Raw genomic sequence first — 24508 nt, forward strand, 5'->3', positions numbered from 1 at the left:
CCTACCAGAAGCGAGCGATCCAACTCTCGTGCCCTCCGAGTTCATCGAAGACCGAGTCGGCGGAAATGATCGGGATTCCCTTCTGCATTGATGTCGCCGCGAGAAGCCGGTCGAAGGGATCGCGATGCTGCCAGTCCATGACAGCAGCAGACAGGCATATGTCCGGTGTTAACGCGGCGGTCATGCCACCCTGCTCCTGCAAGAGGTCCGCGAACCGATCGATGAAGGGCTCCATCTCAGGCCATTTGCCGAGGCGAACCTTCTGACCGATTTCGAACAGCGATATGGGACTAACGAGAATGGTCTCCGCCTTTTCGATCAAAGCGACCGCTTTGGCCGAAAGCCGATCGTCGCCGGTCAGCGACCATGCCCAGGCATGGGTGTCGAGAAGAAACGAATTCACTCGGCCCCTTCCCAGGATGCGAATTCCTCCTCATCCATAGGCTCGAAGAAATCCGGGCCTTTGCCGGCAACTTGCCCCTTCAGCAGGCCGATCTTGAAGGGCGACTGACCGATAGGGACGATCTTCACGACGGGTTTGCGCCCCTTGGCAATCACCACTTCCTCACCGGAAAGGGCGGCATCGATCAATTTCGATAGATTGGTTTTTGCGGCATGGATGGTCACTTGCATGGCAGTCCTCATTAGCTAACTTGGCTAAGCATACCATCTCATCACCAATTTCGCCATCAAATTCAAAGGAACAAAAATTCCGGGAATTATGAAGTACATCAAAAAGATAAAGCCGGGAGGTGAAACACTCCCCGGCTTTTTCATTCATTGAATCAATCGCTGAGCCCGCCGCCCTAAGCGACGGGAAACACTCCGCAATCAAGCCGCGTTTTCGATCTCTTCATTGATCTTGCGCGGCACGTAGTTGAGCACCGGTCCGAGCCAGCGCTCGACCTCGGTGACGTCCATGCCCTTGCGCTTGGCATAGTCTTCCACCTGGTCACGCTCGACCTTGGCAACACCGAAATAGTAAGAGTCAGGATGACCGATATAGATGCCTGACACCGACGAACCGGGCCACATCGCATAGCTCTCGGTCAGCTTCACGCCAGCGGTATTTTCCGCGTCGAGAAGAGAAAACAGCGTCTTCTTCTCGGTGTGGTCGGGCTGGGCCGGATAGCCGGGCGCCGGGCGGATGCCGGCATAGGCTTCGGTGATGAGATCCTCGTTGGAGAACGTCTCGTCCTTGGCATAACCCCAATATTCGCGGCGCACGCGCTCATGCATGCGTTCGGCGAAGGCCTCGGCGAAGCGGTCGGCGAGCGCCTTGACGAGGATCGAGGAATAGTCGTCGTTCGAACGCTCGAAACGTTCTGCAATGGCAATCTCCTCGAAGCCGGCCGTCACGACGAAGCCGCCGACATAGTCCTGCACACCGCTATCGACCGGCGCCACGAAATCCGACAGCGCCACGTTCGGGCGGCCGTCGCGCTTCGAAAGCTGCTGGCGAAGCGTGTAGAACGTCGCCAACTCCTCCTTGCGCGCATCGTCCTTGAAGAGGCGGATATCGTCGCCGACGGTACCAGCCGGCCAGAAGCCGATGACGGCGCGCGGCCGGAACCACTTCTCGTCGATGATCTTCTTCAGCATCGCCTGGGCGTCGTTCCAGAGCGCCCGTGCAGCTTCACCCTGCTTCTCATCCTCGAGGATCGCCGGGTAGCGGCCACGCAGTTCCCAGGTCTGGAAGAACGGTGTCCAGTCGATGTACTTTGCAAGCTCGGCCAGATCGTAGTCTTCGAACACCTTGGTGCCGAGGAAGCTCGGCTTGCTCGGCTTATAGGCCGCCCAATCGACCTTCTGCGCATTTTCGCGGGCACGCGAAAGCGGCAGGCGCACCTTTTCGGCTTCGCTGCGCGCATGGGCGGCAGCAACCTTGGCATATTCGGTCCTGATATCGTCGATATAGCCCTGACGGTTTTCAGGCGAGAGCAGCGAGGACACGACGCCGACGGCGCGGCTGGCATCCGTCACGTAAATCGACTGGCCCTTGTTGTAGCCCGGATGGATCTTGACGGCCGTATGCACGCGGCTGGTCGTCGCCCCGCCGATCAGAAGCGGAATGTCGAAGCCCTGCCGCTCCATTTCGGCCGCCACATGCACCATCTCGTCGAGTGACGGTGTGATCAGTCCGGAGAGACCGATGATATCGACCTTCTCGGCTATAGCCGTTTCGAGGATTTTCGTTGCCGGCACCATGACGCCGAGATCGATGATCTCATAATTGTTGCAGGCGAGCACGACGCCGACGATGTTCTTGCCGATATCGTGCACGTCACCCTTGACGGTCGCCATCAGGATCTTGCCGGCAGACTTGCGTTCTTCACCGCCATTCTGGCGCTTCTCCTCCTCCATGTAGGGGAGAAGCACGGCAACGGCCTGCTTCATGACGCGGGCGGACTTCACCACCTGCGGCAGGAACATCTTGCCCGAGCCGAAGAGATCGCCGACCACATTCATGCCGGCCATCAACGGGCCTTCGATGACGTGTAGCGGACGAGCCGCCTCCTGGCGGGCTTCCTCGGTATCGGCCTCGATATATTCGGTAATGCCGTTGACCAGCGCATGTTCGAGACGCTTCGCCACAGTCCATTCGCGCCAGGAGAGATCCTGCACCTTGCCTTCCTTGCCGGCAGCTCCGCGGAAACGCTCGGCCACTTCCAGCAACCGCTCGGTTCCGTCAGGACGACGATTCAGCACCACGTCTTCGCAGGCTTCGCGCAGGTCTGGATCGATCTGGTCATAGACGGCCAGCTGGCCGGCATTGACGATACCCATGTCCATACCCGCCTGAATGGCGTGGTAGAGGAACACGGCGTGCATCGCCTCACGCACCGGCTCATTGCCGCGGAAGGAGAAGGAAAGGTTCGACACACCGCCGGAGATATGGACGAGCGGCATGGTCTTGCGGATCGTGCGCGTCGCCTCGATGAAATCAACACCGTAGTTGTTGTGCTCCTCGATGCCGGTCGCGACAGCGAAGATGTTCGGGTCGAAGATGATGTCTTCGGGCGGGAAGCCGACCTTCTCCGTCAAAAGCTTGTAGGCGCGCGTGCAGATGTCCACCTTGCGCTGGTAGCTGTCCGCCTGCCCCGTCTCGTCGAAAGCCATGACGACCACGGCCGCACCGTAATTGTGCAGCAGACGTGCCTGGGCTAGGAAATTTTCTTCGCCTTCCTTCAGAGAGATCGAGTTGACGATCGGCTTGCCCTGAACGCGCTTCAGGCCGGATTCGATGATCGAGAACTTCGAGCTATCGATCATGACGGGCACGCGGGCAATATCGGGCTCGGCAGCAATCAGGTTCAGGAACTCGACCATCGCCTTTTCGGAATCGATCAGCCCTTCGTCCATGTTGATGTCGATCACCTGCGCGCCATTCTCGACCTGGTCGCGGGCGACATCGAGCGCTGCCGTGAAATCGGCATTGGTGATCAGCTTGCGGAAGCGGGCCGAACCGGTGACGTTGGTGCGCTCGCCGACATTGACGAAGGGAATGTCCTTGGTCAGCTCGAAGGGCTCAAGACCCGACAGCGACATGAAGGGGCGATGTTCGGGAATCGGGCGCGGCTTGTACTTGGCCACCGTCTCCGCAATCATCCTGATATGCTCGGGCGTGGAGCCGCAGCAGCCGCCGACGATGTTGACGAGGCCTTCGCGTGCGAAGCTGTCGATCTGCGCGGCCATCAGTTCCGGCGTCTCGTCATACTGGCCGAATTCATTCGGCAGGCCGGCATTCGGATAGGCGCAGATGAAGGTATCGGCAACGCCCGAAAGCTCCTGCAGATGCGGGCGCATTGCATTGGCGCCCAGCGCGCAGTTGAGGCCGATGGTGAACGGGTTGGCATGGCGCACCGAGTTCCAGAAGGCGCTCGGCGTCTGGCCGGACAGTGTACGGCCCGAGAGATCCGTGATCGTGCCAGAGATCATGACCGGCAGGCGGATACCCTTGGCCTCGAAGCGCTCCTCGCAGGCAAAGATCGCAGCCTTGGCATTCAGCGTATCGAAGATCGTCTCGATCAGGATGATGTCGGCGCCGCCATCGATCAGGCCGTCGATCTGTTCTGCATAGGCATCGCGCAGGTCGTCGAAAGTGACGGCGCGGAAACCGGGATTGTTGACGTCGGGCGAAATCGAGGCCGTTCGGTTGGTTGGGCCGATGGCGCCGGCAACAAAGCGGCGCTTACCGTCTTCGCGTTCGGCACGCTGGGCGGCGCGTCGAACGATCTCCGCGCCTTCCTTGTTCAGCGCATAGACCTCGCCTTCCATCTGATAATCGGCCTGCGCGATGCGGGTCGAGGAGAAGGTATTGGTTTCGAGGATGTCGGCGCCGGCCTTGGCATACTTATAATGGATCTCCTCGATCGCGTCCGGCTGGGACAGGATCAGCAGGTCGTTATTGCCCTTCTGATGGCACGCGCAGCCGATGAAACGCGAGCCTCGGAAATGGTCTTCATCATAGCCCAGCCCCTGGATCTGCGTGCCCATGGCGCCGTCAAGAACGAGGATGCGCTCGCTGGCAGCTTGTCTCAGCGCCGCAAACACTTCACTGCCATCACGCTTGCCCCCTTCGGGACCAAAGAGATTATCGAACACGGGAAGGCTCCTTGACATCATAGGATCATAAGATCGGAAACGACAAATCACATAAAGATATCTTTATGTCAACATATGCCTATCGGTTTAGGCCATTGCAAGCCTTGGCGGATGACAGACTCGCCCGACCTCTATATAGGCGTTTTCCTAAAGGCATTGTGCACGAATTCGGAGGAGTATCATGGCACCTGCACTCGGCAACTGGTCCACCCGCGCCTATCATCGCGGCTGGCTGCTTTCGCAGGCCAACGGCCTCTTTGATTTCTTCCAGCATAACTCCATCAATCCCAAAGGCGGCTTCTACGATCTCGACGACGCTGGCAAGCCGCTTAATGCCGGGGGACAGGTGCGTCCGATCCATATCGCATCGCGCGCCGTCCACTGCTTCTCGATCGGCACCTTGCTCGGCCGCCCCGGTGCCGCCGATGTCGTCGACCACGGCATGGATTATCTCTGGAACCACCACCGCGACCGCAAGAATGGCGGTTACTTCTGGTCGCTGAACAATGACGGCCCGGTTGATTCCAACAAGCAGGGTTACGGCCACGCCTTCGTGCTGCTCGCAGCCTCCTCGGCAAAGACGATCGGCCATCCCCTGGCAGACGGCATGCTCGCCGATATCACCGAGGTCCTGAACACGAAGTTCTGGGAAGCCAAGCACGGTGCCATCGCCGAGGAATTCACCGCCGACTGGCAGCCACTCGATGGCGGCGCCTATCGTGGCCAGAACTCCAACATGCACCTCACCGAAGCGCTGATGGCCGCATTCGAAGCGACTGGCGATCGGGATTACCTCACCAAGGCCGAAAGCATCGCCGACCTCGTCATCCGCCGCTCGGCTGGCTCCGTCGGCTGGCGCGTCGCCGAACATTTCGATGCCGAATGGAGTCTCGACAAGGATTACTATCATCCGAACGAAATGTTCCGCCCGGCCGGCACGACACCCGGCCACTGGCTGGAATGGACCCGCCTGATCCTGCAGCTCTGGGCGCTCGGCGGCAAGCGCATAGAATGGATGCCGGATGCGGCAAAGGCCCTCTTCGAGCAATCCATGGTGCTCGGCTGGGACAACCACAAGGGCGGCTTCTTCTATACGCTCGACTGGGCCGATAAACCGGCCAAGCGCAACAAGCTCTGGTGGCCGGCCTGCGAGGGTGCGGCTGCCGCGCACTTCCTCAACGAACACCTGCCGAGCGATTATCACGAAGAATGCTACCGCAAGATCTGGAACGTGATCGAGCGCAGCTTCATCGACCACAAGAACGGCGGCTGGCACGAGGAACTGACGGAAGACCTCGTGCCCTCACACTCGCTTTTCCCCGGCAAGGGCGACATCTACCACGCCCTGCAGGCCTGCCTCATCCCGCTCTTCCCGGCAACGGGCAGTCTGACCAAGGGCATCAGCGAAGCCGGCGGCAAGCTCTGAGGCGAAAGCCTCAATAGCCGGGCGCGACCGGCGGCGCTGCGTTCGGGTTCTGCTGGAACCACTGCACCTCAGCGCTCGCGTCATCGAGTTCGTCCTCAACGTCGCGCTGCTCTCTGCGAATGCGGCGCATATCGTCTTCGAGATCATCCATCCGCCGGCGGATATCATGCCGGTCCGCATCAGGCGCATCCTTGAGCTTGCGCGACAGGTCGTCGATCTCGGCTTCCTTCGATCCGTAGTCGCCCTGCAGCGAGCTTAGCCGTGATTGTAGCGAATGCTGGCGATTCCCGAGCGTATAGCCGCGCAGGAAGCCTGCTGCCGTCTCCGGCGGGCAGACATTGGAGTAGCCGTGACCCGCCTGCCCGTGCATCAGGCCGCTCATTGGCGTGCAATAGCGCACGAGACCCGCCTGATAACCCTGATACCAGATCGTCTGATCGGGCACGATCTTCACCCGCTCGCAGGATTTGGCATGCGCTGCAAAACGCTCCTGCGGTTCGTATCCGGCAGCCCCGTCGGATTCACCGATCACCCGCCAGTCGGCGGCGACGCATTCTTCCTTCGAAAGCGTATTGCAGGAGGCGAGGAAAAGGCTGAAACCAATGGCAGCAAAGGCAAAGAGAAAACGTAACATGATGTCCCGGCAGCAAGTCACAAAACCGGGCGCACCTTATCGTCACGAAATACGACCGTCACCGGGAACGGATCGCGATCTTGCAGTTTCCGTGGCTTTTATTTGTCAAAAATGCGGCAGGCTTCACGCAAGCCGCAGGCTTTCGAGATCCTTCGCCAGGATCAGCGCCAGGGCCTCGACCGCGAGATTGTGGTCGTCGCGCTGCGGCAGGCCGGATACGGTGACGGCGCCGATGCAGCCCGTGCCCCTGACATTGATCGGGAAGCTGCCGCCATGCGGGGCATAATCAGCGGGAGGAAGCCCGTTGTCCTCAACCGTCTTGCCTTCCTTCTGGAGCTTGAGGCCGGAGGCATAGCTGCTGCGGAAATAGCGGAACACCATGTTGCGCTTGCGGCGGACCCAATTGACATTGTCAGGGGTCACACCCGGCAGGGCCGCATAGAAGACCGGCATGGAATGCAGCGTGATATCGATGGCAATGCCGAGGCCGCGCTCGGTAGCGAGTTCCTGCAAGAGCTTGCCAAGCTGCCATGCAGTCGTCAGATCGAAGGCATCGAAGCTCAGTGCCTTTTCCTGTTCCGCGATACGGATCAGATCTTCGTCGATCGACATGGCAAGGCTCTCCTCTCAGCGTGATGATCGGCTGTGACAATTCTCACGCAAGGGGGAAAAGTAAAGCAGAAACTTGGCACTATGCATCGTCAAGAGCATCGGTGCGATGCTCAGCCGACCGCCCGGATCGGCGCAAAACCGCTCATTGCGCCGGTGAAATGTTTCGGCAGCGGCGAGGCATAGGAGCCGCGCTTGCTGGTCGAAAGACCGAGCGACACAAGCGCTTCCGCCTGCTTGACGGCGGCCGCGACCCCATCGATGACGGGCACGCCGTAGATATCCTGCAACTCGCGCGCCAGATCCGTCATGCCGGCGCAGCCGAGCACGATCGCCTCCGCACCGTCTTCGGAAAGCGCCCGTTCGATTTCCGCTCTCAGCTTGCCGATCGCGCCAGACGCAGCATCTTCCAGCTCCAGCACCGGAATATCCGATGCCCTCACCTTCGCACGACTGCCCATACCATAGCGGCGCACGAGATTCTCGATCAGCACCCGGGACCGCTCCAGCGTCGTCACCACCGTAAAGCGCTGGGCAAGGAAGCCTGCGGTAGCGACAGCGGATTCGCAGAGCCCGAGAACAGGCACATCAGCGAAGGTGCGCGCGGCGTCGAGCCCCGTATCGTCGAAGCAGGCGACGATCGCCGCATCGTAACCGGCCTCCTCCCGTTCTTTCAGCTCCGTCAGCAGACCCGGGATGGCAAGCGCCCCGTCATAATGCCCCTCGATGGAAACCGGCCCCATGCGCGAGGTCGCGGCGATGATCTCGGTGCCGACAGCGGCGACCGCACGCGCGGCGGTCGCTGCCTTCTCGGTCATGGAAGCAGTCGTATTGGGATTAACGATCAATATGCGCATGTCAGCGGGTCTTTGCCTGCCGCCGGCCAAGCATCGTCATGATGCCGAGTGCGACGAGAATGATGGTGAAGGAGAAGAGCGTCGTGACCGTGCCGAGCGCATAGAGCACCGGCGTCGTGACGTTCGTGGTCATGCCGTAGATTTCGAGCGGCAGCGTATTGTAGGTGCCGGACGTCATCAGCGTGCGGGCGAATTCGTCATAGGAGAGCGTAAAGCCGAACAGGCCGACGCCGATCAGGCTCGGCGCGATCATCGGCAACACGACATGGCGAAAGGTCTGCCAGGAGGTCGCTCCGAGATCGCGCGCGGCCTCCTCATAGGCTGGAGAAAAGCGATTGAAGACGGCAAACATGATCAGAACGCCGAACGGCAGCGTCCAGGTCAGATGCGCGCCAAAGGCCGAGGAATACCAGGCGGGCCGTATTCCACCCTGCTGGAAAACCACGCCGATGCCGAGCGAGATGATAATCGATGGCACGACGAGGCTTGCAACCGTCGCGTAAAACAATACCGACGAGCCGCGAAAACGCCGCCGAAATGCAAGGCCCGCCATCAGCGAGACGACGACGGTTACCACCATCACCATCAGGCCGAGAATGAAGGATCGCTGGAAGGAGGCACCGAAATCGCCGACCGCCTGCTTTTCGAAGAGATTGAAGAACCAGTGCGTCGAAACGCCGTTTAGCGGGAAGGTCAAACCGCCATCTGGCCCCTGAAAGGAGAGGATGACGATCGCCGAAAGCGGCCCGTAGAGAAAGAGCACGAAAAGGCCGAAGAAGGCGGCAAGTACGTAGAATTCGAGGGAGCGTTTTTCTCGGTTCATCTCAGAGCTCCTTGCGGATATCGACGACGCGCAGGATCGCAGCGACCATCATCAGCACGACCACCAGGAGCACGACCGCGTTGGCGGCAGCGGCCGGATATTGCAGCAGCGACATCTGGTTCTTCATCATCAGCGCCACGGAGGCGCTTTGCCCGCCGGACATGACCTGCACGGTGGAGAAGTCAGCCATGACGAGTGTGACGACGAAGATCGTGCCGATCGCCATGCCGGGCTTGGCAAGCGGGATCACCACATTCCACAGCACCTGCCAGCCGGAAGCACCGGCATCACGCGCCGCTTCGAACAGCGAGCGGTCAATGCGCATCAGCGTGTTGAAGATCGGCGTGACCATAAAGAGCGTGTAGAGATGCACCATGGCGAGCACTACGGCGAAATCGGAATAGAGCAGCCATTCCACCGGCTGCGGCACGATGCCCATCTCCACCAGCGCCGAATTGACGAGGCCGTTGCGCCCGAGCACAGGAATCCAGGAGATCATGCGGATGATGTTCGACGTCATGAAGGGCACGGTGCAGACGAGGAAAAGGATCATCTGCGTCGAAGTCTTGCGGATATGGAAGGCCAGGAAATAGGCGACCCAGAAGCCGATGCAGAGCGTTAGCCCCCAGACGATGACCGTGAATTTCAGCGTGTTGAGATAGGTCTTCCACGTCACCCATGAACCGAGCGTGTCGGTATAATTCATGGTCAGGAAGTCGGGATAGATACCGGCAAAATCATAGTCCCAGAAGCTGACGACCGCGATCATCAGGATCGGCAGGATGAAGAAGAAGCCCAGAATGGCGATCAGCGGCGTCGCCTGCAGATAGGAGATCACCCATGGCGCAAGCCGGAAGGAGCGTTTGGGCGCCTCCGCTGCCGGTATCGTCTGCTCTGAAGCGATCGTGGCCATTCTTCCCCCTTCGGAAATCTGTCCTGTCCGAATGAGAGGGATCGAAAGACCCCTCTCCAGCCCTCCCCACAAGGGGGAGGGAGAACGGTGCCGCACCCTCGACAAGTTCCCTCCCCCTTGTGGGGAGGGTTAGGGAGGGGAAAGCGGCAGACGCTTACGCCGCGATGAACTCGTTCCAGCGGCGGACCATGTAGCGGTCTTCGTCCATGACGGAGTTCCAGCAGGCGATGTGGCCGATACGGTCTTCGAAGGAGCCGCCGTCGCGAACCGAGCCGGCCTTCTCCATGACCTTGCCTTCCGGCGAGAGGATGTCGCCCTGTGCCGGCTTGCCTTCCATCCAGTAGCCCCACTCGTCGGCGGTCATGAAACCCTTGGCGGTTTCAAGGCAGGCCGAGTAATAGCCCTGGCGGTTGAGATAGGCGCCGACCCAGCCGGACGTGTACCAGTTGATGTACTCATAGGCGGCATCGAGCTGCGCGCCCTTGAGGTGCGCAGCAAGGCCGAGACCGCCGCCCCATGCGCGGTAGCCTTCCTTGAGCGGCTGGAAGGTGCAGGCAATGCCCTTCGAGCGGACGGCAGCAACGGCCGGCGACCACATGGACTGGATGACGACCTCGCCCGAAGCCATCAGGTTGACCGACTCGTCGAAGCTCTTCCAGAAGGCGCGGAACTGGCCATCGCTCTTGGTCTTGATCAGGAATTCGATCGTCTTGTCGATCTCTTCCTTGGTCATGTTGCCCTTGTCGGCATATTTGATCTTGCCGGAGGCTTCAGCGATCATTGCCGCATCCATGATGCCGATCGACGGCACGTTGATGATGGCCGTCTTGCCCTTATAGGCCGGATCGAGAATGTCGGCCCAGGAGGTGATTTCGCGGCCGGTCAGGTCAGGGCGAATGCCGAGCGTATCGGCATTGTAGATCGTCGGCATCATCGTGAACCACTGGGTCTGCTCCTTGGCGAACTTCTTGGAGTCCTGCGCCTCGACGAAGCCGACGGTGTGCGGCGCCGTGCCCTGGGCAATCGTGCTGTCCGCCTTCAGCTTGCCGGTCGTGAAGATCGGCACGACCTTGTCGAAATACTTGAGCTTCTTGACGTCCATCGGCTGCAGAACGCCGGTCGGGAACACCTTCTTGCAGATCCAGTATTCGATATCGGCAATGTCGTAGCTGTCAGGCTGGGTGACGGCGCGCTGGGCAGCAGCGTCGGAATCCGTCGCAGTCATTTCCAGCGTGATGCCGAGGTCCTGCTTGCACTTCTCGGCGATCGCATTGATGTTCGAAACGCCGGTACCGAACTGGCGAAGCGTGATGTTGGACTGCGCCCAGATGGTCGGGAAGCCGGTGATGGCGCCCGAACCGGCGATAGCGCCGACGGCGGCAGCACCCGTCTTCAGAAGCGAGCGGCGGGAAATTCCCTTTTCCGCCTTGGTGGTTTTCGTTTCAGTCGTCATGGCAGTTCCCCTTTTCTTGATACTGAAGTTCATGCGGAAACGCGGCCAAGGAGGACGGCATCCTCCAAAGCCCAACTCAAAGACACCGCATCGCCGACCGAGACCGGGTTGGCGAAGTAATCGCTGTCGCTTGCGATGACGGTGAAATCGTCGCTGCCAGCCCCAAAGACGGTGATCTTCACCGAGGAGCCGCGATATTCGATATTGGAGACGATGCCGTTGAAGCCGAGGGTCCACTCGGTCGCCACCTGAAGGCGTACGCGGTCGGTGCGGATGCCGATATCAACAGGCTCGCCGACCTCCCTGCCCGTCCCGCGTACGGAAAAGCTCTGCCCTTCCGGCACCGTCATCACGATCACGCCATTCTCGCTCGATGTGACGCGGCCAGAGAGCACGTTGTGATCGCCCATGAAGCGGGCGACGAAGGCGGTTGCCGGTTTTTCGAATACTTGCCGCGGTGACGCCGCCTGTTCGATCTTGCCGTCATTCATGATGACGATGATATCGGCGAGCGCCATCGCCTCTTCCTGGCTGTGCGTCACATGCACGAAGGTGATGCCGAGCGTCTTCTGCAGCTTCTTCAGTTCCGCCCGCATGCGGATCTTCAGGAACGGGTCGAGTGCGGAAAGCGGCTCATCGAGCAGCAGCGCCTCCGGATCGGTGATCAGTGCGCGCGCCAATGCGACACGCTGCTGCTGGCCGCCGGAAAGCTGCGCCGGCCGCCTGCTGGCATAGGCCTCCATCTGCATCAGCTTCAGCATCTCCAGCGCCTTGGCGCGGCGCTCATCCTTGTCGACACCCTTCATCTTCAGGCTGAAGGCGACGTTGTCGATGAGGTCGAGATGCGGAAACAGCGCATAGGACTGGAACATCATCGCCGTGCCGCGTTTTGCCGGCGGGAAATCGGTGACAACGACATTGCCGAGACGGATATCGCCCGATGAAATGCTCTCGTGACCCGCGATCATGCGCAGCGTCGAGGTCTTGCCGCAGCCTGACGGACCCAGGAAGCAGCAATAAGAACCGGCCGGGATTTTCAGGCTGATGGCATGGACCGCCGTGGTCGCGCCATAGACCTTGGAAACGGATGCTATATCGATCTCTGCCGCTTTCGACATCGTGTCTTCCCCTGTTCGAGAAAGACGATGCATCTGCCGTGCCAATTTGATCACCGCATCTCAAACCCTTGCAAATCATGAACTTTTCATGACAGCATGCCGATCGGCGAAATCTCGGGCACTTTTCGCACTGCACACAAAATGGGCTTTCGTCCTCAATTCGTGCAGAAAATCGTATACAATTTGACCTCTGTTATGAGAACAAATTCTATTTAACTTTTGAGACGAAGGCGGCTATGGTTTGCTGACATCAAGGAAACCGATTTCATGAAATCCGCCGCCAGCGCCATGAGCCACGACGACACCCAGGAAACGGGCGTCCCGCAGATCCGCGATGCAATCAGGGAGGCTATCGTCGAGCGGCGCCTGTCACCCGGCACGAAACTGTCGGAAAGCGATGTCGGCAATCTCTTCAATGTTAGCCGCACGCTGGCGCGCGCCGCCTTGCAGGCACTTGCCTACGAAGGTCTCGTCAGCGTGGAGAAAAACCGCGGTGCCTTCGTTGCCTATCCCTCACCGGAAGAGGCCCGGCAGATTTTTGCAGCCCGCCGTCTGGTCGAGCCCGGCATCCTGCGGGACGCGGCCGCCCGCATCACTCCCTCGGATATCCAGCATCTCAAGCAATTGCTTCTGGAAGAGGGCCGGCTGATGAGCGAGCGCGGCCAGACCGCCAGACGGGCCGAAATCAAGGCATCAGGCGATTTCCACCTGACACTCGCCGCGATCTCCGGCAACGCCATCATGCAGCGCTTCATGGAAGAACTGGTCGCCCGCTCGTCGCTGGTCATTGCCCTCTACGGCCAGTCGACGGTCTCGAGCTGCGGCCATTCCGAACACGGCGATATCATCGACGCGATCGAGAGCAAGGAGCTCGACCGTGCCTGCCATCTGATGCTTCACCATATTGCTCATATCGAGGCGGACCTCGATCTGCGCGAACGCAAGAGCCTCGGCCTCAAGGAAGCATTCGAACTCTGATAGCTCAGTGGCTCGGCGGCGAGATATCAGCTGCGCGGCTGATATCCTCCACGCTCATCGGCTCGCTGGAGCGCATCTTCACTTTGCCGTCAATGCCGACCAGCACGAGCCCGAATTCGCCGCTGAGCGGCCCCTGAAGCTCATCGCGCAGCTCGTCGGCATCAAGGTCGCCCCCATCCTCGAAAAACGAGAATGCGCCGCCGCCGGCGATCGTGAAAACCTCGATATCATCTTCGATTAGCCGCATCTGTGATTTGCGCAGCAATTCGTCTTGAACGATCGGCCTGTCGTCCTCGGCATCCGCAAAGACGATCAGAACTTTCTTTTCACCGAGAAACTGTTCCAGCGATCGCGGCAGATGCGCCTCGCGAACGCCCGTTCCCATAATTTCGTGTAGAATGGATCTCAACATGGTGCTCATTCCTTCTCTGCCTGTTTCAACGGCTGGAAATGAGCAGGGTTCCCCGCGAGGAATAGGATCGCGGCCAATGCCGCGATCCCGAATGCCTATTCGCGGGGTTCCGCTTCGGATGCGCGCGCCGAAAGCGCGACGATATCAGGCGTGCCATTGGCAAGAAGGCGCTTGCGCACCAGAACGCGCATGACGCGCGCCGCCGTGGAGAAGGTCATCTGGTCCAGTGGTCCCTCGCCTTCCCAGGGCTTGGTCAGCCGTTCCGTGACGGCGCTGACGATATTGGCTGGGACGATATCGGTGCATTCGCGCATGGCTTCGAAAACGAAGCTGATAGGGATGACCCTACCTTCATAGGTGACGATCGGCTCCGTCAATTCGCTGTCCCATTCCTCATAGGCGTAAAGCGCCTCACGGAAGAGCTGCTGCAGGGTAAACGGTGCATGTCCGTTGTGAAGTGGCGGCAGTGCATTCATCATGTCTGTCTCCTCTGATGGATTTAGCCAGCTTCCTCAAGATCCGGTCCGGATCGACGCGGAAACAACGCTCGGCTCCTCCTTCGGACCGGATACACGATTCATTTTATAGAGTAACACACGTGTGATAAAGCCATTTCTGCCCACCCCACCCGGCCGCAACATCTAACCGATTGAAATTCATTGAGACTTACAGTCATTTTTTTGCAGTCGCAGCGCGCAAAACCGGCATTTTCAGCTCTAGGCTCCTACCGGAAGGCCAAATCTGGAACCTTTAACGTGCTGGTCGGTTTTACCTCGGCAATCAGCCTGGGGAGAAATGCAATGACGCAAATTCGCCAACCCGAACGACGCAGCCGGACGCTGCGCGGACGTCCCTACAGTCTTAACGAATTCGCCGCCAAATATGGCTTGAGAAACGAGCAGGCAGAAAGCCTGTACACCCGCTTCGGCCCCTCCTCGGTCGAACTGGACCTGCTGATGGCCGCCAAACGCCGTCCACCAATGTTACCAGATCGCATCAGCGAATGAGGCAAGGCCCAGACAATCGTCTCCGCGCTCTGCGACAAAATTTCACAAAATGTGTCGGGAACACATGTCAGGTGAAATCGTTCTTCCGGTAGGCATGGCAAAACGCCATGCCGCCCCCATCGAAAATGCCGGCAGATTGCCGACCCCTTCTACAAGATGAGCTTGAGGTACCGCTTCGGCGGAGGCCATCCGTGTGGAATCGATTGGAGGGAAAAGATCGGCCAAGAAGGACGGAACGATGAGCAACACCTCCCGGCATGAGTGGATATGCAAGCGAGCCTACGCAATCTGGGAAATGGAAGGCAGGCCGTATGGCCGCGATGCCGAACATTGGCTCCAGGCAACAGCCGAACGCGAACGGCTGGAACGTACGCGTGCCTCGACGGATGGCAATGAAGTCCTCGTCAAATTCCCGAAAACGCCCCAAGCACCCAGGCCGGCAGTTACCGCCACCCCACGCCAGAGGCTGTCGCGCACCGGTTAATCCAGAGTGATCCTGAACCGAGCGGAGAAATCACCTTCCCACCACATCGGGAAGTTGGTTCCCCACTTGTTGTTATGCAGGTTGAAGCGGATTCCATCGTCGAAATCCGGCAAGCCTTTGCAAAAGGACATGAAATCCCAGCTCTGCGGCGCAACCAGCGGCGTATCGAGGGGCTCGATGACGAGCGCTCCTGCATCCCCAAATTCGCCGCTGACAGCATTGACCGCCTGTAGCTGCGCGCCGCCGGACCCGGCGAAATTGCCGGACCGGTGCCACAGCCCCATCTTCCTGAAGGCCCAGTCCTTTGCGCCATCAGGCGTGAACGACAGGAAACTCGCCTCCGGCATGCGATTGGCCGGCTTGTCGCGCAGTGAGAGACGCAGTTGCAGGGCACTGTCATCAGCCGAAAATTCCACGGCGATCTGGCGTGGCGCCCCGAACCGCTCGACCGCTTCGGCCGGCATGGACAAGAGAACTCCGCCCTCGCCCGCACCTTCCAGGCTCGGCACAAAAACCTTCGAAAGCGCAGCATCCGAACGGCCAAGCCCAGGCTTGTCGTGATCGAGCACTGCCCATTCCTGCCGATGTGTCAGATAGCTATCCATATGCCTGTTGACGTCGGCAGCGTCGTAGCTCTCATAGCGATAGGCGATCAGCGAGCCGTTGCGTCCGGCAATCCGTCGCCCCCGTGGTGATGTGAGCGCCATGACATCGCCCGTCACCTCATCAAGCTCGATCGACCAGCCGCCGGCAATCAGGCGGGTCTCGCGGTTCGTACTGCCGACGAGCGTCGGCGCGAAGAGTTCTGCGAGCACGGCCTGCGCCTGCTGCTGGTCATCGGCATCGAGTTCGGCGACGGCCTGATCAATATAGCCGCGCTGCTCATCCCATGACGCCTCGGTATAGGCGAAACGGTAATCCGTTTTGCGCGCGGCGTTGAAATCGGCTTTTGCCCAAGCCTTGTCGTCGCGCAGATAGGATTTAATATCCACCCCGCACGTATGCTCCGCCACCATGGCAAGCCCGCGGCCGAAGGCGAGCCTGCGCGAATTGAGCCCCTCGCCCGCAAAGCGGTCATAAAGCCGCTGCAGGGCCAGAAATTTCGCTGTCTTCAAGGGGTCGGCGGCGCTGCCATGGATCCAGCTATCGCCCAACTCCAGCTCCAGCACCGGGAAACGCTCGCGCTTTTCCCAGAGGATCGCGCCATAATCCTCCAGCGTCGCCGCGCGGATGACCGCGTCAGGCTGCAGGCGACGCATATCGCGATACGCTTCTGCCGTCTGCGGCACGCTCTGCGGGCCGATATTGTCCTGCGTATGCGCAAAGCTGAGCCCGTCGTCGAAATCTTCGGGGAAATAGGTCTCGCCGTACGAGCGCTGATACATGACGACGACTTCGGCACCATCAGGCGCGCGCCAGCGAAAGATGTCAGGCACGTCTGGCGGCGGTGAAGCCGTGTTGACGCCGAGATGCAGGAAGCGGATGCCAGCCTCGGCAAGCAACGGCACCATGCCGAGTGTGTGGCCGGGAACGTCGGTCATCTTCGCCGCTATCGTCTGCTTGCCGAAACGGCGGTCGAGCTCCTGCGAATAGGAAAGGCCTGCTCGGAACAGGTCTGACGACATCAGCTCCGTATGGGTGGTGAACGGCAGCCCGTGCCAGCGGATGAGCCCGCGCTCGATCGCCTGCTCCAGTGCTGCGACCTCGGCAGGCGAGCGCGAATTCAGATGATCCCAGATCAGCCAGGCGCCTGTCGTCCAGATGAACTTCGGCTCCTCGGGGTTTTCGGCATAGAAATGCGCCCCGGTCTCGATCGCCTGCGGAATGAAGCGCTCGTGATATTGACGGCGAACCTTCTCGGCATGGTCGGTGAAACCGATATCGAGATGGGTCTTGAAGACCAGGTGCACGCGCTTTTCCGTCATCTGCATTCCGCTAGATCAGTCCTGCCGTCGTCAAGCAGCTCTCATGAGACGCAACGCAAATGATTTTGCGTTCGACACGCAATCCCGATGCCCTCCCAATATGGCACAATGGCATTTTGTGTAATCGTTTCCACAAAAACCTTTGCGCTTTGTGGTAACGATCCGTCAAGCATATTTGCTTGAGAAGCCCCGAATATGCTGGATATTTCATCAAGCTGGACTCTGCCCACCTTGCTTCCGGCAGGCAACGCAAATTAAGTGGCTACAAAATGTGAAAACGTGTTCATAGGCCATTAACCTGACTGACCAAGGCGTTGAACTCGCGATACACTTGTCATCTTGCTGCCTTACACGACATAGCCCGGACCTCTTGCCAATGGCCTCCATGATCGAAATCACCGTCCATGTCCCGCGTTCCGATCAGGCGCACGAATTCCTTCTCCCGCGCGAGATTGCGCTGGGAGATTCCAACACGGCCTTATCCGGGCGGGCCGATTTTCTGGCAGTTGCGCGGCGTCAAAATGGCGCCGCGACCTGTCCGGCAAGCACTTGCCGATCCCGTCTCGAAGAAATGCGTGACTGATGTAGCGATAAAGGAGCGATTATTTCTCTTCGCAGAGCGTCCGGTGAACCTCTGTCCAGAACAAGGCGAGCAACGTATCGCCGTTGCGTTCGGCGACGAGCGCGCGGATCAGCGCCTCGGAGCCAGCCATGTCCTGCCAGCTCGATCTCAGCCCTTTGGCTGCCTGATGGCACTCGGCGATATCGAACGTTCTCTTACTGTCCATCTGGAGCCTCCCCGAAAAAGGCGCTAACAGACGGATCTGGAAAAGTCATTCCCCGCATATGTGGGGATGCCTTGTATTTTTGACATTCCTCGCGGTAGGATTGAACGGTTTGAGACAGGCGGCACGATGACGGAAAATAGTTATTCCCAAAAGTTCGAAACCGTTTTCGAACAAATCAAGGCTGCAATCAATGTCGATGCTTCCATCCGCATTTTCCAGGCGGAGTATGCCGTTGACTATGTCACCTATCACCTCGCTCAGACCATTGCGGCAAAGATCGACGCCCCTTTCGTGCGCACCACCTATCCGGATGCCTGGGTGTCACGCTATCTGCTCAACAGCTATGTGAAGGTCGATCCGATCGTCAAACAGGGCTTCGAGCGTCAGTTGCCCTTCGACTGGAGCGAGGTGGAGCCGACGCCGGAAGCCTATGCCATGCTCGTCGACGCCCAGAAGCACGGGATCGGCGGCAACGGCTATTCGATCCCCGTTGCCGACAAGGCGCAGCGTCGCGCGCTGCTTTCGATCAATGCCCGCATTCCGCTCGATGATTGGACCGCCATGGTCAAGCTCTATCGCAATGAGTGGATCGAGATCGCCCATGTCATCCATCGGAAGGCCATCTACGAGCTTCACGGCGAGAATGACCCGGTGCCGGCTCTTTCCCCGCGCGAAATCGAATGTCTGCATTGGACGGCGCTCGGCAAGGACTACAAGGACATCGCCGTCATCCTCGGCATTTCCGAGCATACGACTCGCGACTACCTGAAAACCGCCCGCTTCAAGCTCGGCTGCGCCACGATTTCCGCTGCCGCCTCGCGGGCCGTGCAGCTGCGCATCATCAACCCCTAGGCTTTTCCCAACCAGATTGAAGCATTCTGTTAGCTGAAACGGGCCGGCCGATCAGGCAGCCCGTTTCAGCCAATGGAATGATTCAAGCTGACCAGAAAGACCCTCAAACGACCCCCTCATATGCGGGGGCTCATCTGTAGGCACCCATATGAGGGAATTTCCGATCCCGCCGTCCTGAACCATTCTGCCCTCACGAACCCAACACGCTGGAGGGAAAAATGTTCGTTATCATTCAGGCACATGAGTATCAGAAATACGCTTTCATACTCGACCAGATGTTCCGCCTGCGCAAGAAAGTCTTTGCGGACACCCTTGGCTGGAACGTTCCGGTAATCGGCCCCTTCGAGCGCGACAGCTATGACTCGCTCTGCCCGGCCTATCTCGTCTGGTGCGACGAAACCCGCACCCGCCTTTATGGCGGCATGCGCTTGATGCCGACGACCGGACCGACCCTCCTCTATGACGTCTTCCGCGCAACCTTCCCGCAGGCAGCCAATCTCGTCGCCCCCGGCATCTGGGAAGGCACCCGCATGTGTATTGACGAGGAAGCAATCGCCGACGATTTTCCCGATGTCGATGCCGGCCGCGCCTTCTCCATGCTGCTGCTGGCGCTCTGCGAATGCGCCCTCGATCACGGCATCCACACCATGATCTCCAACTACGAACCCCACCTGAAACGCGTCTACAAGCGCGCCGGCGCCGAGGTCGATGAACTCGGTCGCGCCGACGGCTACGGCAAATATCCGGTCTGCTGCGGCGCCTTCGAAGTTTCCGAACGCGTGCTGGACAGGATGCGTGCATCCCTCGGCATCGATACCCCCCTCTACACCCGCTACGTCCCGACGCGTTCCGTCGTGACGCAATTCCTGGAGATGGCAGCATGAACCGCTTGAGTGAAACCACCGTACAAAAAGATATCGGTGCGTTGGAACGACATATCCTCGCATCCCGCGATATCGCCACGCAGATGGGAGACCCCTTCCTCTCCTATCTCCTCTCGATGGCCCTCTTCACGATCTATGAGAAGAAGGCGCATCAGGAAAACGACCTGCTGAAAAGCAGCTACAATTAACGGCTCCCCCGGGGGCCAGCGGCCGGGCTTGAAGCAGACCTCCCCTTCAGGCTCGGCTGCGCCTCTCGATCTCAGGCGCCTTGTCAGAACATTCGGCTCCCCGGCCGGTTTTACGATGATCGAAAAACCAGGGGAGATCGCCATGACGGACCGGAATGAGGACCGTGTGCGCAAGCACGCCTACGCAATCTGGGAAAAGCAAGGCAGGCCGGATGGCGAAGATTTGCGCCATCGCAGCGATGCGGAAGCCGAACTGCGTGGCGAACCCACAAAGGCCAACGAACAGGCTCGCGAGCAGATCGAAGAAATCGAAACCGCGACCGGGGCAACGGGCGTCCCCTTCCCGCCGCCGTCGATGGCGAGCCCCGATTGATCGCTCTGGCCTGAGCTACCGCGTCATGGAAGCGATCGCTGAGATCAAGGCCTCGTGCTGATAGGGTTTCGGCAGGAAAGCCGTGTTGGCCGGCAGCGACATGGGATCGAGCCGCACCAGGCCCGAGGTGATGATGATGCCGATATTCGGCCGCATCGCCCTCACCCGCTTGGCGAGCTGGATGCCATCCATCGAACCGGCCATGTTGACGTCGGTGAAGAGGACATCGACATCGTCGCGGGTCTTCAGAAGCACCATTGCCTCATCCGCGCTCCCAGCCTCGAGCGCCACGTGCCCCACTTCTTCAAGCACATCCAGAATATTAAATCTGATCAGCGGCTCATCCTCGACGATGAGCACCACGGCACCCTGGGAAGCCACCATTCTGCGATTGCCCTCTTCAGATCTAGTCTGACAGGAGTAAATGTAGCCCGCGTGCGAAGGTTCCAGAGGGCAAACCGGAAATATGCATCGTCCACAGATGCTTGCGCTCATGGCTTGTGACTGTCCCGGATTTGCGTTAAGCGGACAAAAGCCGCGGGTGCCATTGCCCCGGCTGACCGCACCCTGGGTGCCGGGCCTGTAGCTCAATGGTTAGAGCCGGCGGCTCATAACCGCTTGGTTGGGGGTTCGAGTCCCTCCGGGCCCACCATTTTTTGTCCATTGTGCGATCAATTTACGGCAACCGAAGCGGGAACCTCGATAATCACGGAATCCTGACTGTAGCCGGACGCGAGAAATCGGAATTTTGACACTAGGTTCCGGAATTTTCAAAAAATTCCCTCGACTGTTTGAAGGCCGCTCAAAGCCCTTTTGAAGTCGCGTTAAAATCACCTTATTTCGAAGGCGCCAACAAGGTGCTTGGAATCGCCGCGTCGCTGCGTCCACCCCTGAAGCGAAGAGGCTATCGTGACTGAAAGGTATCGACCCAGATACAAGTGGCAGGAAACATGGCCGGGTGAGAGTAAGCAGGACTTCATAGGCTACGACGGCGAAGACGTTGTCGGCCGCATCCAGCTCGATCAGACTACCTCAAATCGAACGGGCCTATGGCGATGGAATGGCGGCTTCCAGTCATGGGTTCGCAAAAGGATCATGCCCCAGCAGGGTTGGGAAGAGACGGCACGAGAGGCTTCGCGCAGGGCAGAGAAACATCACAACAAGCTGAAGGCTATCCACGGAAGATAGGAGTTAGTACCCGTAGAACCTAAGGACGCGGACTCGCGTTGTCATGACGACCGGCCCCGACGTTCTTGTCAGCAAATCGAGCCCAGGCTTCAGCTTCGAGTTCGTTGCTCCGTTTTCGCCAATCGGTCGCGTCGAGTATGCCAACAATTTGGTCGTACTTGTCCAATCGGATGCAAAACTGGTCGGGATCGGGCGGATCGCGTCTTTCCACGGCGTTAGGGAACAGCTCCCCAAGTAACAATAACTGCATCTCGACCTTGAAATCGCCAATCCAAGCTGAAAGCCGTTCCACCTGATATCGTTCAGCCTGGATCCTGCTTTCAATGCTAACCAGCCGTTCTTCGGTAGGCATTTCCCAAGCAAATCCGTCCACAGGGAGGGCGTAGATCAGGGGATCTCCACCGGCGAATGCTACCTTTCGATGTTCATCGAGCCCGAGCCCAATTGCTAGTCTGAAGACATCCAGTTTCGGTTCTATGATCAGCCACGACTCGATTAGGAAAACCAGCTCGATCACTGCATCGAGCGCGGCTGATCGTCGATCGGAATATTCTGGGTAACGCTCTGCCGGAACTATCCGCCGCTCGCCCTCAAATACCCGCGCTAGCATGAAGCTCGTTTCGATCTTGCCTAAGTAACTCGTCAAACTCTGGATAGCTTCTTGAGCGCCTTGGGTGATCTTGAGGGTTTTCTCGTAGATCTCGACCTTGCGCTTTAGCTTCTCATTCTGAGTGTTGGCCTTGATGGCGTTCCTGCCCTGGCGTCCGATCTGAATGAAGACGGCGGTGAACCCGATCAATGCCGCCAGACATGTAGCACTCCCTGTTATAAGAGCTGCTTGGACCGGCGCCTGAAGAGTCCAAAACTCATTCAACATTTCGATCTCCAAGTTGAAACGCGGAATGATCTCCGAATTCGCTACAGCCGCCAATCCGAGTCAGGACTAATCCAAGGAAATCGTGCGGTCGTCACTGTAAGATAATCAGCTCTTTTGCCTCGCTGCCGGGCGCCCATCAATATCCTTCTTGGGCAATCCGGTGAATGAGGCAGAACAATACCCGTTACCTACCGGCACCATCTTCAGCATTTGATGTATCGGCCTTCGGAAGTCCCGCTGTCTTGATCACCGTCCAAACGCCGAAAATCAGCCCAACGAGCGTAGGAACGCCCAAAAGAACACCGCAATAAATATACAACGGCAGGTCATGAACTCCGAAAAACAATTCCTGCGCAGCACACTTATTCGCCATGTACCCCGTGAAATGGTTACACTTGCCGGCGTTGGGGAATAAATAGAAAGCCCCGTCCATAACGAGCAGGAAGCCAAGGCAGATGGCCATGCCGCGAAGCAGTTTTCCGTCTGCTCGCCTCCTAAGCGGCCGCTCCGGTTTCTTTCTTTTGACCAACCAGAGTAAGTTGCCTGCCAGCAAGCACACAGCCGTTCCGATAAACTGGGCAAGCATAATCACCCAAATCTGATCAATAGCCGGTCTAACCATGTGGGCAATGGCTGCGGCCAGAAATGCCACCAGCCCCAGTACTGAAACCGCGGACACCGACGTAAGCCCGTCTCGCGTCACAACTGCACGGTAGAGCCCGCACCACGCCCAGGCGGTCAGGGCTATAGGGACGGGCCCAATGGGCCAAGGCAACGACAGATCAAGCATGCTGCGACTATGCCTGATCAAACGTGTTACTCAACCGACTAACTCCCCTTTGCCCGCTTTGGAGGGCTTCTTTTTTGCAAAATCCCCGTCTTTTTAGGGATATATATCAGTCACCGGATGCTGCAAACTTGAAGTGCGCCGAGCATGGTTGGTTACCACGGCGCAGGCGCTGGCGGTTTGCTTGGAAACGGACCGTCAGCTCCGCACTAACCAGCGTCCGAGCGCGGCGGAAATCTTTCATGCGGTTATGATCAACTCTCTCGCTGGAACACCCTCACCGCCCGCCACAGAGTAGGTCAATTCGGCTTCGAGATGCTCGAAAGAAGCGAACGCCTCGCGGATCTCTGGGCGATCGTTTATCGAGAGGATTGATCGGCCTTTAAGTCGGCTTAAACGCTCCGCCATAAGCGAGAACTGCTCGCGACCGAACAGGCTTTTCCCGTAGTCGCCCTCGCTGCCGAAATATGGCGGATCAAGGTAGAACAGCGTTCCCGGCCGATCATACCGATCGATAAAATCCAGCCAGTCCAGGTTCTCAATGACGACGCCCGAAAGACGCTCGTGGACATCTTCCAGGAGCGGAGCCAGCCGCGTCAGGTTGAATCTTGCTCCACCATCGGTCACCACCCCGAAATTCTGCCCCGCCACCTTCCCACCGAAGGCAAGCTTCTGCAGGTAGATGAAGCGCGCTGCCCGCTCCAGGTCGGTCAGCGTGCCGGGATCGCAAGCCTTCAGCCGTTCGAACTCCCGCCGGCTGGTGACCTGGAATTTGAGCGTGTCCATGAACTGCGGATAGTGCCGCTGCAGAATGCGGAACAGGTTCACAACCTCGCCGTTCCGGTCATTGATCACTTCTGCCCGGGGGACGTTGCGTCGCCTAAAGAAGACGCCGCCCATCCCCACGAAAGGCTCTGCGTAAAGCGTGTGCGGGATCTCCGCGATCATCTTTACGAGGCGCGGTGCGAGCGCCCTTTTGCCGCCGATCCATGCTGCCGGCGGCTGCGTGTTGGGGACTTCCCGCCACGTTTCATTATTCGCCATTTCAAAAACCTATCGACTCAGTCACAGGAGTCCGGCCCTGCAGGGTACGGGTGTGACGGTTATCGAAAGCTGCTGTCGGACGGGTCTGGTCGCCAAACTAAGGCCCGTCGTTATGGTGCTTCCTGGCACCGTAGCCACCCGGTCAGGCGGCCGAACTTTTTGAGCCGTGGGCCGTTAACTTAGCCAGAGTTTTTTCTCCCGAAACCTCTGGAAAAACTCCGCTCGTTCCTTAAATCACGCTCTGCTGAAGAGCCCTCAGCTTTCAGCTGGGGAGCAGCGACTC

The 24508-nt window shown here is 58.9% G+C and carries 27 protein-coding genes and 1 tRNA gene; 10 read left to right on the forward strand and 18 right to left on the reverse strand.

Going from position 1 to position 24508, the window contains the following annotated elements:
• Nucleotide 1: 1 nt before the first annotated feature.
• The 3 genes from AB4Z13_RS14175 to metH all read right to left on the reverse strand — a co-directional run bounded on the left by AB4Z13_RS14175 (nt 2) and on the right by metH (nt 4605).
• Entirely contained in the window at nt 2-403 is a 402-nt protein-coding gene (locus AB4Z13_RS14175; RefSeq protein WP_439015970.1) for a type II toxin-antitoxin system VapC family toxin, read from the reverse strand.
• Complete coding sequence (locus tag AB4Z13_RS14180) at nt 400-633, reverse strand: type II toxin-antitoxin system Phd/YefM family antitoxin (RefSeq protein WP_439015971.1); 234 nt, start codon at nt 631-633, stop codon at nt 400-402. The genes AB4Z13_RS14175 and AB4Z13_RS14180 overlap by 4 nt, the downstream gene beginning before the upstream one ends.
• 198 nt (nt 634-831) lie before the next feature.
• Complete coding sequence (gene metH, locus AB4Z13_RS14185; RefSeq protein ID WP_439015972.1) at nt 832-4605, reverse strand: methionine synthase; 3774 nt, start codon at nt 4603-4605, stop codon at nt 832-834.
• 181 nt (nt 4606-4786) lie between these two features.
• On the opposite strand from metH, the gene AB4Z13_RS14190 reads away from it, so the two are divergent.
• Nucleotides 4787-6031, forward strand: coding sequence for an AGE family epimerase/isomerase (locus AB4Z13_RS14190; protein WP_439015973.1), 1245 nt, complete (start codon nt 4787-4789; stop codon nt 6029-6031).
• Nucleotides 6032-6041: 10 nt separating this feature from the next.
• On the opposite strand, the gene AB4Z13_RS14195 is transcribed toward AB4Z13_RS14190, so the two are convergent.
• The 7 genes from AB4Z13_RS14195 to AB4Z13_RS14225 all read right to left on the reverse strand — a co-directional run bounded on the left by AB4Z13_RS14195 (nt 6042) and on the right by AB4Z13_RS14225 (nt 12438).
• Entirely contained in the window at nt 6042-6665 is a 624-nt protein-coding gene (locus AB4Z13_RS14195; RefSeq protein ID WP_007824115.1) for a DUF2799 domain-containing protein, read from the reverse strand.
• A 123-nt stretch (nt 6666-6788) separates the two neighbouring features.
• Nucleotides 6789-7277: a heme-degrading domain-containing protein gene (locus AB4Z13_RS14200; RefSeq protein ID WP_007824116.1), complete on the reverse strand. Its 489-nt coding sequence runs from the start codon at nt 7275-7277 to the stop codon at nt 6789-6791.
• Nucleotides 7278-7387: 110 nt separating this feature from the next.
• The gene (locus tag AB4Z13_RS14205) at nt 7388-8131 is read right to left on the reverse strand and encodes an aspartate/glutamate racemase family protein (protein ID WP_442206189.1); all 744 of its coding nucleotides are present in this window, start codon (nt 8129-8131) and stop codon (nt 7388-7390) included.
• 1 nt (nt 8132) lies between these two features.
• Nucleotides 8133-8954 carry an ABC transporter permease gene (locus tag AB4Z13_RS14210; protein ID WP_113324565.1) on the reverse strand — a complete coding sequence of 274 codons (822 nt, stop codon included), beginning with the start codon at nt 8952-8954 and terminating at the stop codon, nt 8133-8135.
• A 1-nt stretch (nt 8955) separates the two neighbouring features.
• Nucleotides 8956-9867, reverse strand: a complete 912-nt coding sequence (locus AB4Z13_RS14215) for an ABC transporter permease (protein ID WP_113324566.1) — start codon at nt 9865-9867, stop codon at nt 8956-8958.
• 154 nt (nt 9868-10021) lie between these two features.
• Nucleotides 10022-11320 carry an ABC transporter substrate-binding protein gene (locus AB4Z13_RS14220; protein ID WP_442206190.1) on the reverse strand — a complete coding sequence of 433 codons (1299 nt, stop codon included), beginning with the start codon at nt 11318-11320 and terminating at the stop codon, nt 10022-10024.
• 29 nt (nt 11321-11349) lie between these two features.
• A complete protein-coding gene (locus AB4Z13_RS14225; protein WP_113324528.1) occupies nt 11350-12438 on the reverse strand; it encodes an ABC transporter ATP-binding protein in 1089 nt (362 codons plus the stop codon).
• Nucleotides 12439-12705: 267 nt separating this feature from the next.
• On the opposite strand from AB4Z13_RS14225, the gene AB4Z13_RS14230 reads away from it, so the two are divergent.
• Nucleotides 12706-13416 carry a GntR family transcriptional regulator gene (locus tag AB4Z13_RS14230; protein ID WP_007824129.1) on the forward strand — a complete coding sequence of 237 codons (711 nt, stop codon included), beginning with the start codon at nt 12706-12708 and terminating at the stop codon, nt 13414-13416.
• Nucleotides 13417-13420: 4 nt separating this feature from the next.
• On the opposite strand, the gene AB4Z13_RS14235 is transcribed toward AB4Z13_RS14230, so the two are convergent.
• Both AB4Z13_RS14235 and AB4Z13_RS14240 read right to left on the reverse strand, forming a co-directional pair.
• Nucleotides 13421-13828: a DUF4174 domain-containing protein gene (locus AB4Z13_RS14235; RefSeq protein ID WP_113324532.1), complete on the reverse strand. Its 408-nt coding sequence runs from the start codon at nt 13826-13828 to the stop codon at nt 13421-13423.
• Nucleotides 13829-13923: 95 nt separating this feature from the next.
• On the reverse strand, nt 13924-14307 hold the full coding sequence (locus AB4Z13_RS14240) for a hypothetical protein (protein ID WP_007824133.1): 384 nt from the start codon (nt 14305-14307) through the stop codon (nt 13924-13926).
• A 321-nt stretch (nt 14308-14628) separates the two neighbouring features.
• Between AB4Z13_RS14240 and AB4Z13_RS14245 the strand changes: the two genes are divergently transcribed.
• Together AB4Z13_RS14245 and AB4Z13_RS14250 are read left to right on the forward strand one after the other, a co-directional pair.
• Nucleotides 14629-14835, forward strand: coding sequence for a hypothetical protein (locus AB4Z13_RS14245; RefSeq protein WP_007824135.1), 207 nt, complete (start codon nt 14629-14631; stop codon nt 14833-14835).
• A gap of 238 nt (nt 14836-15073) precedes the next feature.
• Complete coding sequence (locus AB4Z13_RS14250; RefSeq protein ID WP_113324527.1) at nt 15074-15319, forward strand: DUF2934 domain-containing protein; 246 nt, start codon at nt 15074-15076, stop codon at nt 15317-15319.
• Here the strand turns inward: AB4Z13_RS14250 and AB4Z13_RS14255 are convergent.
• On the reverse strand, nt 15316-17244 hold the full coding sequence (locus AB4Z13_RS14255) for a DUF5054 domain-containing protein (protein WP_007824142.1): 1929 nt from the start codon (nt 17242-17244) through the stop codon (nt 15316-15318). The genes AB4Z13_RS14250 and AB4Z13_RS14255 overlap by 4 nt on opposite strands.
• 376 nt (nt 17245-17620) lie before the next feature.
• Here AB4Z13_RS14255 and AB4Z13_RS14260 point away from each other — a divergent pair, with 376 nt between their 5' ends.
• The gene (locus tag AB4Z13_RS14260; protein WP_007824144.1) at nt 17621-17827 is read left to right on the forward strand and encodes a hypothetical protein; all 207 of its coding nucleotides are present in this window, start codon (nt 17621-17623) and stop codon (nt 17825-17827) included.
• Between the two features lie 19 nt (nt 17828-17846).
• Here AB4Z13_RS14260 and AB4Z13_RS14265 read toward each other — a convergent pair whose 3' ends face one another.
• The gene (locus tag AB4Z13_RS14265) at nt 17847-18032 is read right to left on the reverse strand and encodes a hypothetical protein (RefSeq protein ID WP_007824145.1); all 186 of its coding nucleotides are present in this window, start codon (nt 18030-18032) and stop codon (nt 17847-17849) included.
• 126 nt (nt 18033-18158) lie between these two features.
• Between AB4Z13_RS14265 and AB4Z13_RS14270 the strand changes: the two genes are divergently transcribed.
• The 4 genes from AB4Z13_RS14270 to AB4Z13_RS14285 all read left to right on the forward strand — a co-directional run bounded on the left by AB4Z13_RS14270 (nt 18159) and on the right by AB4Z13_RS14285 (nt 20329).
• Nucleotides 18159-18884 (forward strand): LuxR family transcriptional regulator, encoded by a 726-nt coding sequence (locus AB4Z13_RS14270; protein WP_007824148.1) that lies wholly within the window; start codon nt 18159-18161, stop codon nt 18882-18884.
• Nucleotides 18885-19102: 218 nt separating this feature from the next.
• Nucleotides 19103-19768 (forward strand): acyl-homoserine-lactone synthase, encoded by a 666-nt coding sequence (locus tag AB4Z13_RS14275; protein ID WP_113324525.1) that lies wholly within the window; start codon nt 19103-19105, stop codon nt 19766-19768.
• Nucleotides 19765-19956, forward strand: coding sequence for a hypothetical protein (locus tag AB4Z13_RS14280; RefSeq protein WP_007824152.1), 192 nt, complete (start codon nt 19765-19767; stop codon nt 19954-19956). The genes AB4Z13_RS14275 and AB4Z13_RS14280 overlap by 4 nt, the downstream gene beginning before the upstream one ends.
• A gap of 142 nt (nt 19957-20098) precedes the next feature.
• Nucleotides 20099-20329 (forward strand): DUF2934 domain-containing protein, encoded by a 231-nt coding sequence (locus AB4Z13_RS14285; protein WP_162748101.1) that lies wholly within the window; start codon nt 20099-20101, stop codon nt 20327-20329.
• A gap of 15 nt (nt 20330-20344) precedes the next feature.
• On the opposite strand, the gene AB4Z13_RS14290 is transcribed toward AB4Z13_RS14285, so the two are convergent.
• Nucleotides 20345-20713 carry a response regulator gene (locus AB4Z13_RS14290; RefSeq protein ID WP_113324523.1) on the reverse strand — a complete coding sequence of 123 codons (369 nt, stop codon included), beginning with the start codon at nt 20711-20713 and terminating at the stop codon, nt 20345-20347.
• Nucleotides 20714-20905: 192 nt separating this feature from the next.
• Here AB4Z13_RS14290 and AB4Z13_RS14295 point away from each other — a divergent pair.
• Nucleotides 20906-20981, forward strand: a tRNA-Ile gene (locus AB4Z13_RS14295).
• A gap of 555 nt (nt 20982-21536) precedes the next feature.
• Here AB4Z13_RS14295 and AB4Z13_RS14300 read toward each other — a convergent pair.
• The 3 genes from AB4Z13_RS14300 to AB4Z13_RS14310 all read right to left on the reverse strand — a co-directional run bounded on the left by AB4Z13_RS14300 (nt 21537) and on the right by AB4Z13_RS14310 (nt 24225).
• Complete coding sequence (locus tag AB4Z13_RS14300) at nt 21537-22394, reverse strand: hypothetical protein (protein WP_442206191.1); 858 nt, start codon at nt 22392-22394, stop codon at nt 21537-21539.
• A gap of 184 nt (nt 22395-22578) precedes the next feature.
• Nucleotides 22579-23046, reverse strand: coding sequence for a hypothetical protein (locus tag AB4Z13_RS14305; protein WP_442206192.1), 468 nt, complete (start codon nt 23044-23046; stop codon nt 22579-22581).
• A 375-nt stretch (nt 23047-23421) separates the two neighbouring features.
• Nucleotides 23422-24225 (reverse strand): DNA adenine methylase, encoded by an 804-nt coding sequence (locus tag AB4Z13_RS14310; protein ID WP_442206193.1) that lies wholly within the window; start codon nt 24223-24225, stop codon nt 23422-23424.
• Nucleotides 24226-24508 lie beyond the last annotated feature (283 nt).

It is taken from the genome of Rhizobium sp. YAF28 (assembly GCF_052113285.1).
Lineage (GTDB): Bacteria > Pseudomonadota > Alphaproteobacteria > Rhizobiales > Rhizobiaceae > Rhizobium.

What these genes read in the sequence shown, in the direction of transcription:
- AB4Z13_RS14255 (WP_007824142.1), bottom strand. Translation starts at nt 17,244, where the DNA reads ATGACGGAAAAGCGCGTGCACCTGGTCTTCAAGACCCATCTCGATATC.
- AB4Z13_RS14280 (WP_007824152.1), top strand. Translation starts at nt 19,765, where the DNA reads ATGAACCGCTTGAGTGAAACCACCGTACAAAAAGATATCGGTGCGTTG.
- AB4Z13_RS14270 (WP_007824148.1), top strand. Translation starts at nt 18,159, where the DNA reads ATGACGGAAAATAGTTATTCCCAAAAGTTCGAAACCGTTTTCGAACAA.
- AB4Z13_RS14245 (WP_007824135.1), top strand. Translation starts at nt 14,629, where the DNA reads ATGACGCAAATTCGCCAACCCGAACGACGCAGCCGGACGCTGCGCGGA.
- AB4Z13_RS14300 (WP_442206191.1), bottom strand. Translation starts at nt 22,394, where the DNA reads ATGTTGAATGAGTTTTGGACTCTTCAGGCGCCGGTCCAAGCAGCTCTT.
- AB4Z13_RS14285 (WP_162748101.1), top strand. Translation starts at nt 20,099, where the DNA reads ATGACGGACCGGAATGAGGACCGTGTGCGCAAGCACGCCTACGCAATC.
- AB4Z13_RS14275 (WP_113324525.1), top strand. Translation starts at nt 19,103, where the DNA reads ATGTTCGTTATCATTCAGGCACATGAGTATCAGAAATACGCTTTCATA.
- AB4Z13_RS14235 (WP_113324532.1), bottom strand. Translation starts at nt 13,828, where the DNA reads ATGTTGAGATCCATTCTACACGAAATTATGGGAACGGGCGTTCGCGAG.
- AB4Z13_RS14310 (WP_442206193.1), bottom strand. Translation starts at nt 24,225, where the DNA reads ATGGCGAATAATGAAACGTGGCGGGAAGTCCCCAACACGCAGCCGCCG.
- AB4Z13_RS14290 (WP_113324523.1), bottom strand. Translation starts at nt 20,713, where the DNA reads ATGGTGGCTTCCCAGGGTGCCGTGGTGCTCATCGTCGAGGATGAGCCG.
- AB4Z13_RS14225 (WP_113324528.1), bottom strand. Translation starts at nt 12,438, where the DNA reads ATGTCGAAAGCGGCAGAGATCGATATAGCATCCGTTTCCAAGGTCTAT.
- AB4Z13_RS14250 (WP_113324527.1), top strand. Translation starts at nt 15,074, where the DNA reads ATGAGCAACACCTCCCGGCATGAGTGGATATGCAAGCGAGCCTACGCA.
- AB4Z13_RS14220 (WP_442206190.1), bottom strand. Translation starts at nt 11,320, where the DNA reads ATGACGACTGAAACGAAAACCACCAAGGCGGAAAAGGGAATTTCCCGC.
- AB4Z13_RS14195 (WP_007824115.1), bottom strand. Translation starts at nt 6,665, where the DNA reads ATGTTACGTTTTCTCTTTGCCTTTGCTGCCATTGGTTTCAGCCTTTTC.
- AB4Z13_RS14265 (WP_007824145.1), bottom strand. Translation starts at nt 18,032, where the DNA reads ATGGACAGTAAGAGAACGTTCGATATCGCCGAGTGCCATCAGGCAGCC.
- AB4Z13_RS14200 (WP_007824116.1), bottom strand. Translation starts at nt 7,277, where the DNA reads ATGTCGATCGACGAAGATCTGATCCGTATCGCGGAACAGGAAAAGGCA.
- AB4Z13_RS14180 (WP_439015971.1), bottom strand. Translation starts at nt 633, where the DNA reads ATGCAAGTGACCATCCATGCCGCAAAAACCAATCTATCGAAATTGATC.
- AB4Z13_RS14230 (WP_007824129.1), top strand. Translation starts at nt 12,706, where the DNA reads ATGAAATCCGCCGCCAGCGCCATGAGCCACGACGACACCCAGGAAACG.
- AB4Z13_RS14240 (WP_007824133.1), bottom strand. Translation starts at nt 14,307, where the DNA reads ATGATGAATGCACTGCCGCCACTTCACAACGGACATGCACCGTTTACC.
- AB4Z13_RS14205 (WP_442206189.1), bottom strand. Translation starts at nt 8,131, where the DNA reads ATGCGCATATTGATCGTTAATCCCAATACGACTGCTTCCATGACCGAG.
- AB4Z13_RS14190 (WP_439015973.1), top strand. Translation starts at nt 4,787, where the DNA reads ATGGCACCTGCACTCGGCAACTGGTCCACCCGCGCCTATCATCGCGGC.
- AB4Z13_RS14210 (WP_113324565.1), bottom strand. Translation starts at nt 8,954, where the DNA reads ATGAACCGAGAAAAACGCTCCCTCGAATTCTACGTACTTGCCGCCTTC.
- AB4Z13_RS14215 (WP_113324566.1), bottom strand. Translation starts at nt 9,867, where the DNA reads ATGGCCACGATCGCTTCAGAGCAGACGATACCGGCAGCGGAGGCGCCC.
- AB4Z13_RS14260 (WP_007824144.1), top strand. Translation starts at nt 17,621, where the DNA reads ATGGCCTCCATGATCGAAATCACCGTCCATGTCCCGCGTTCCGATCAG.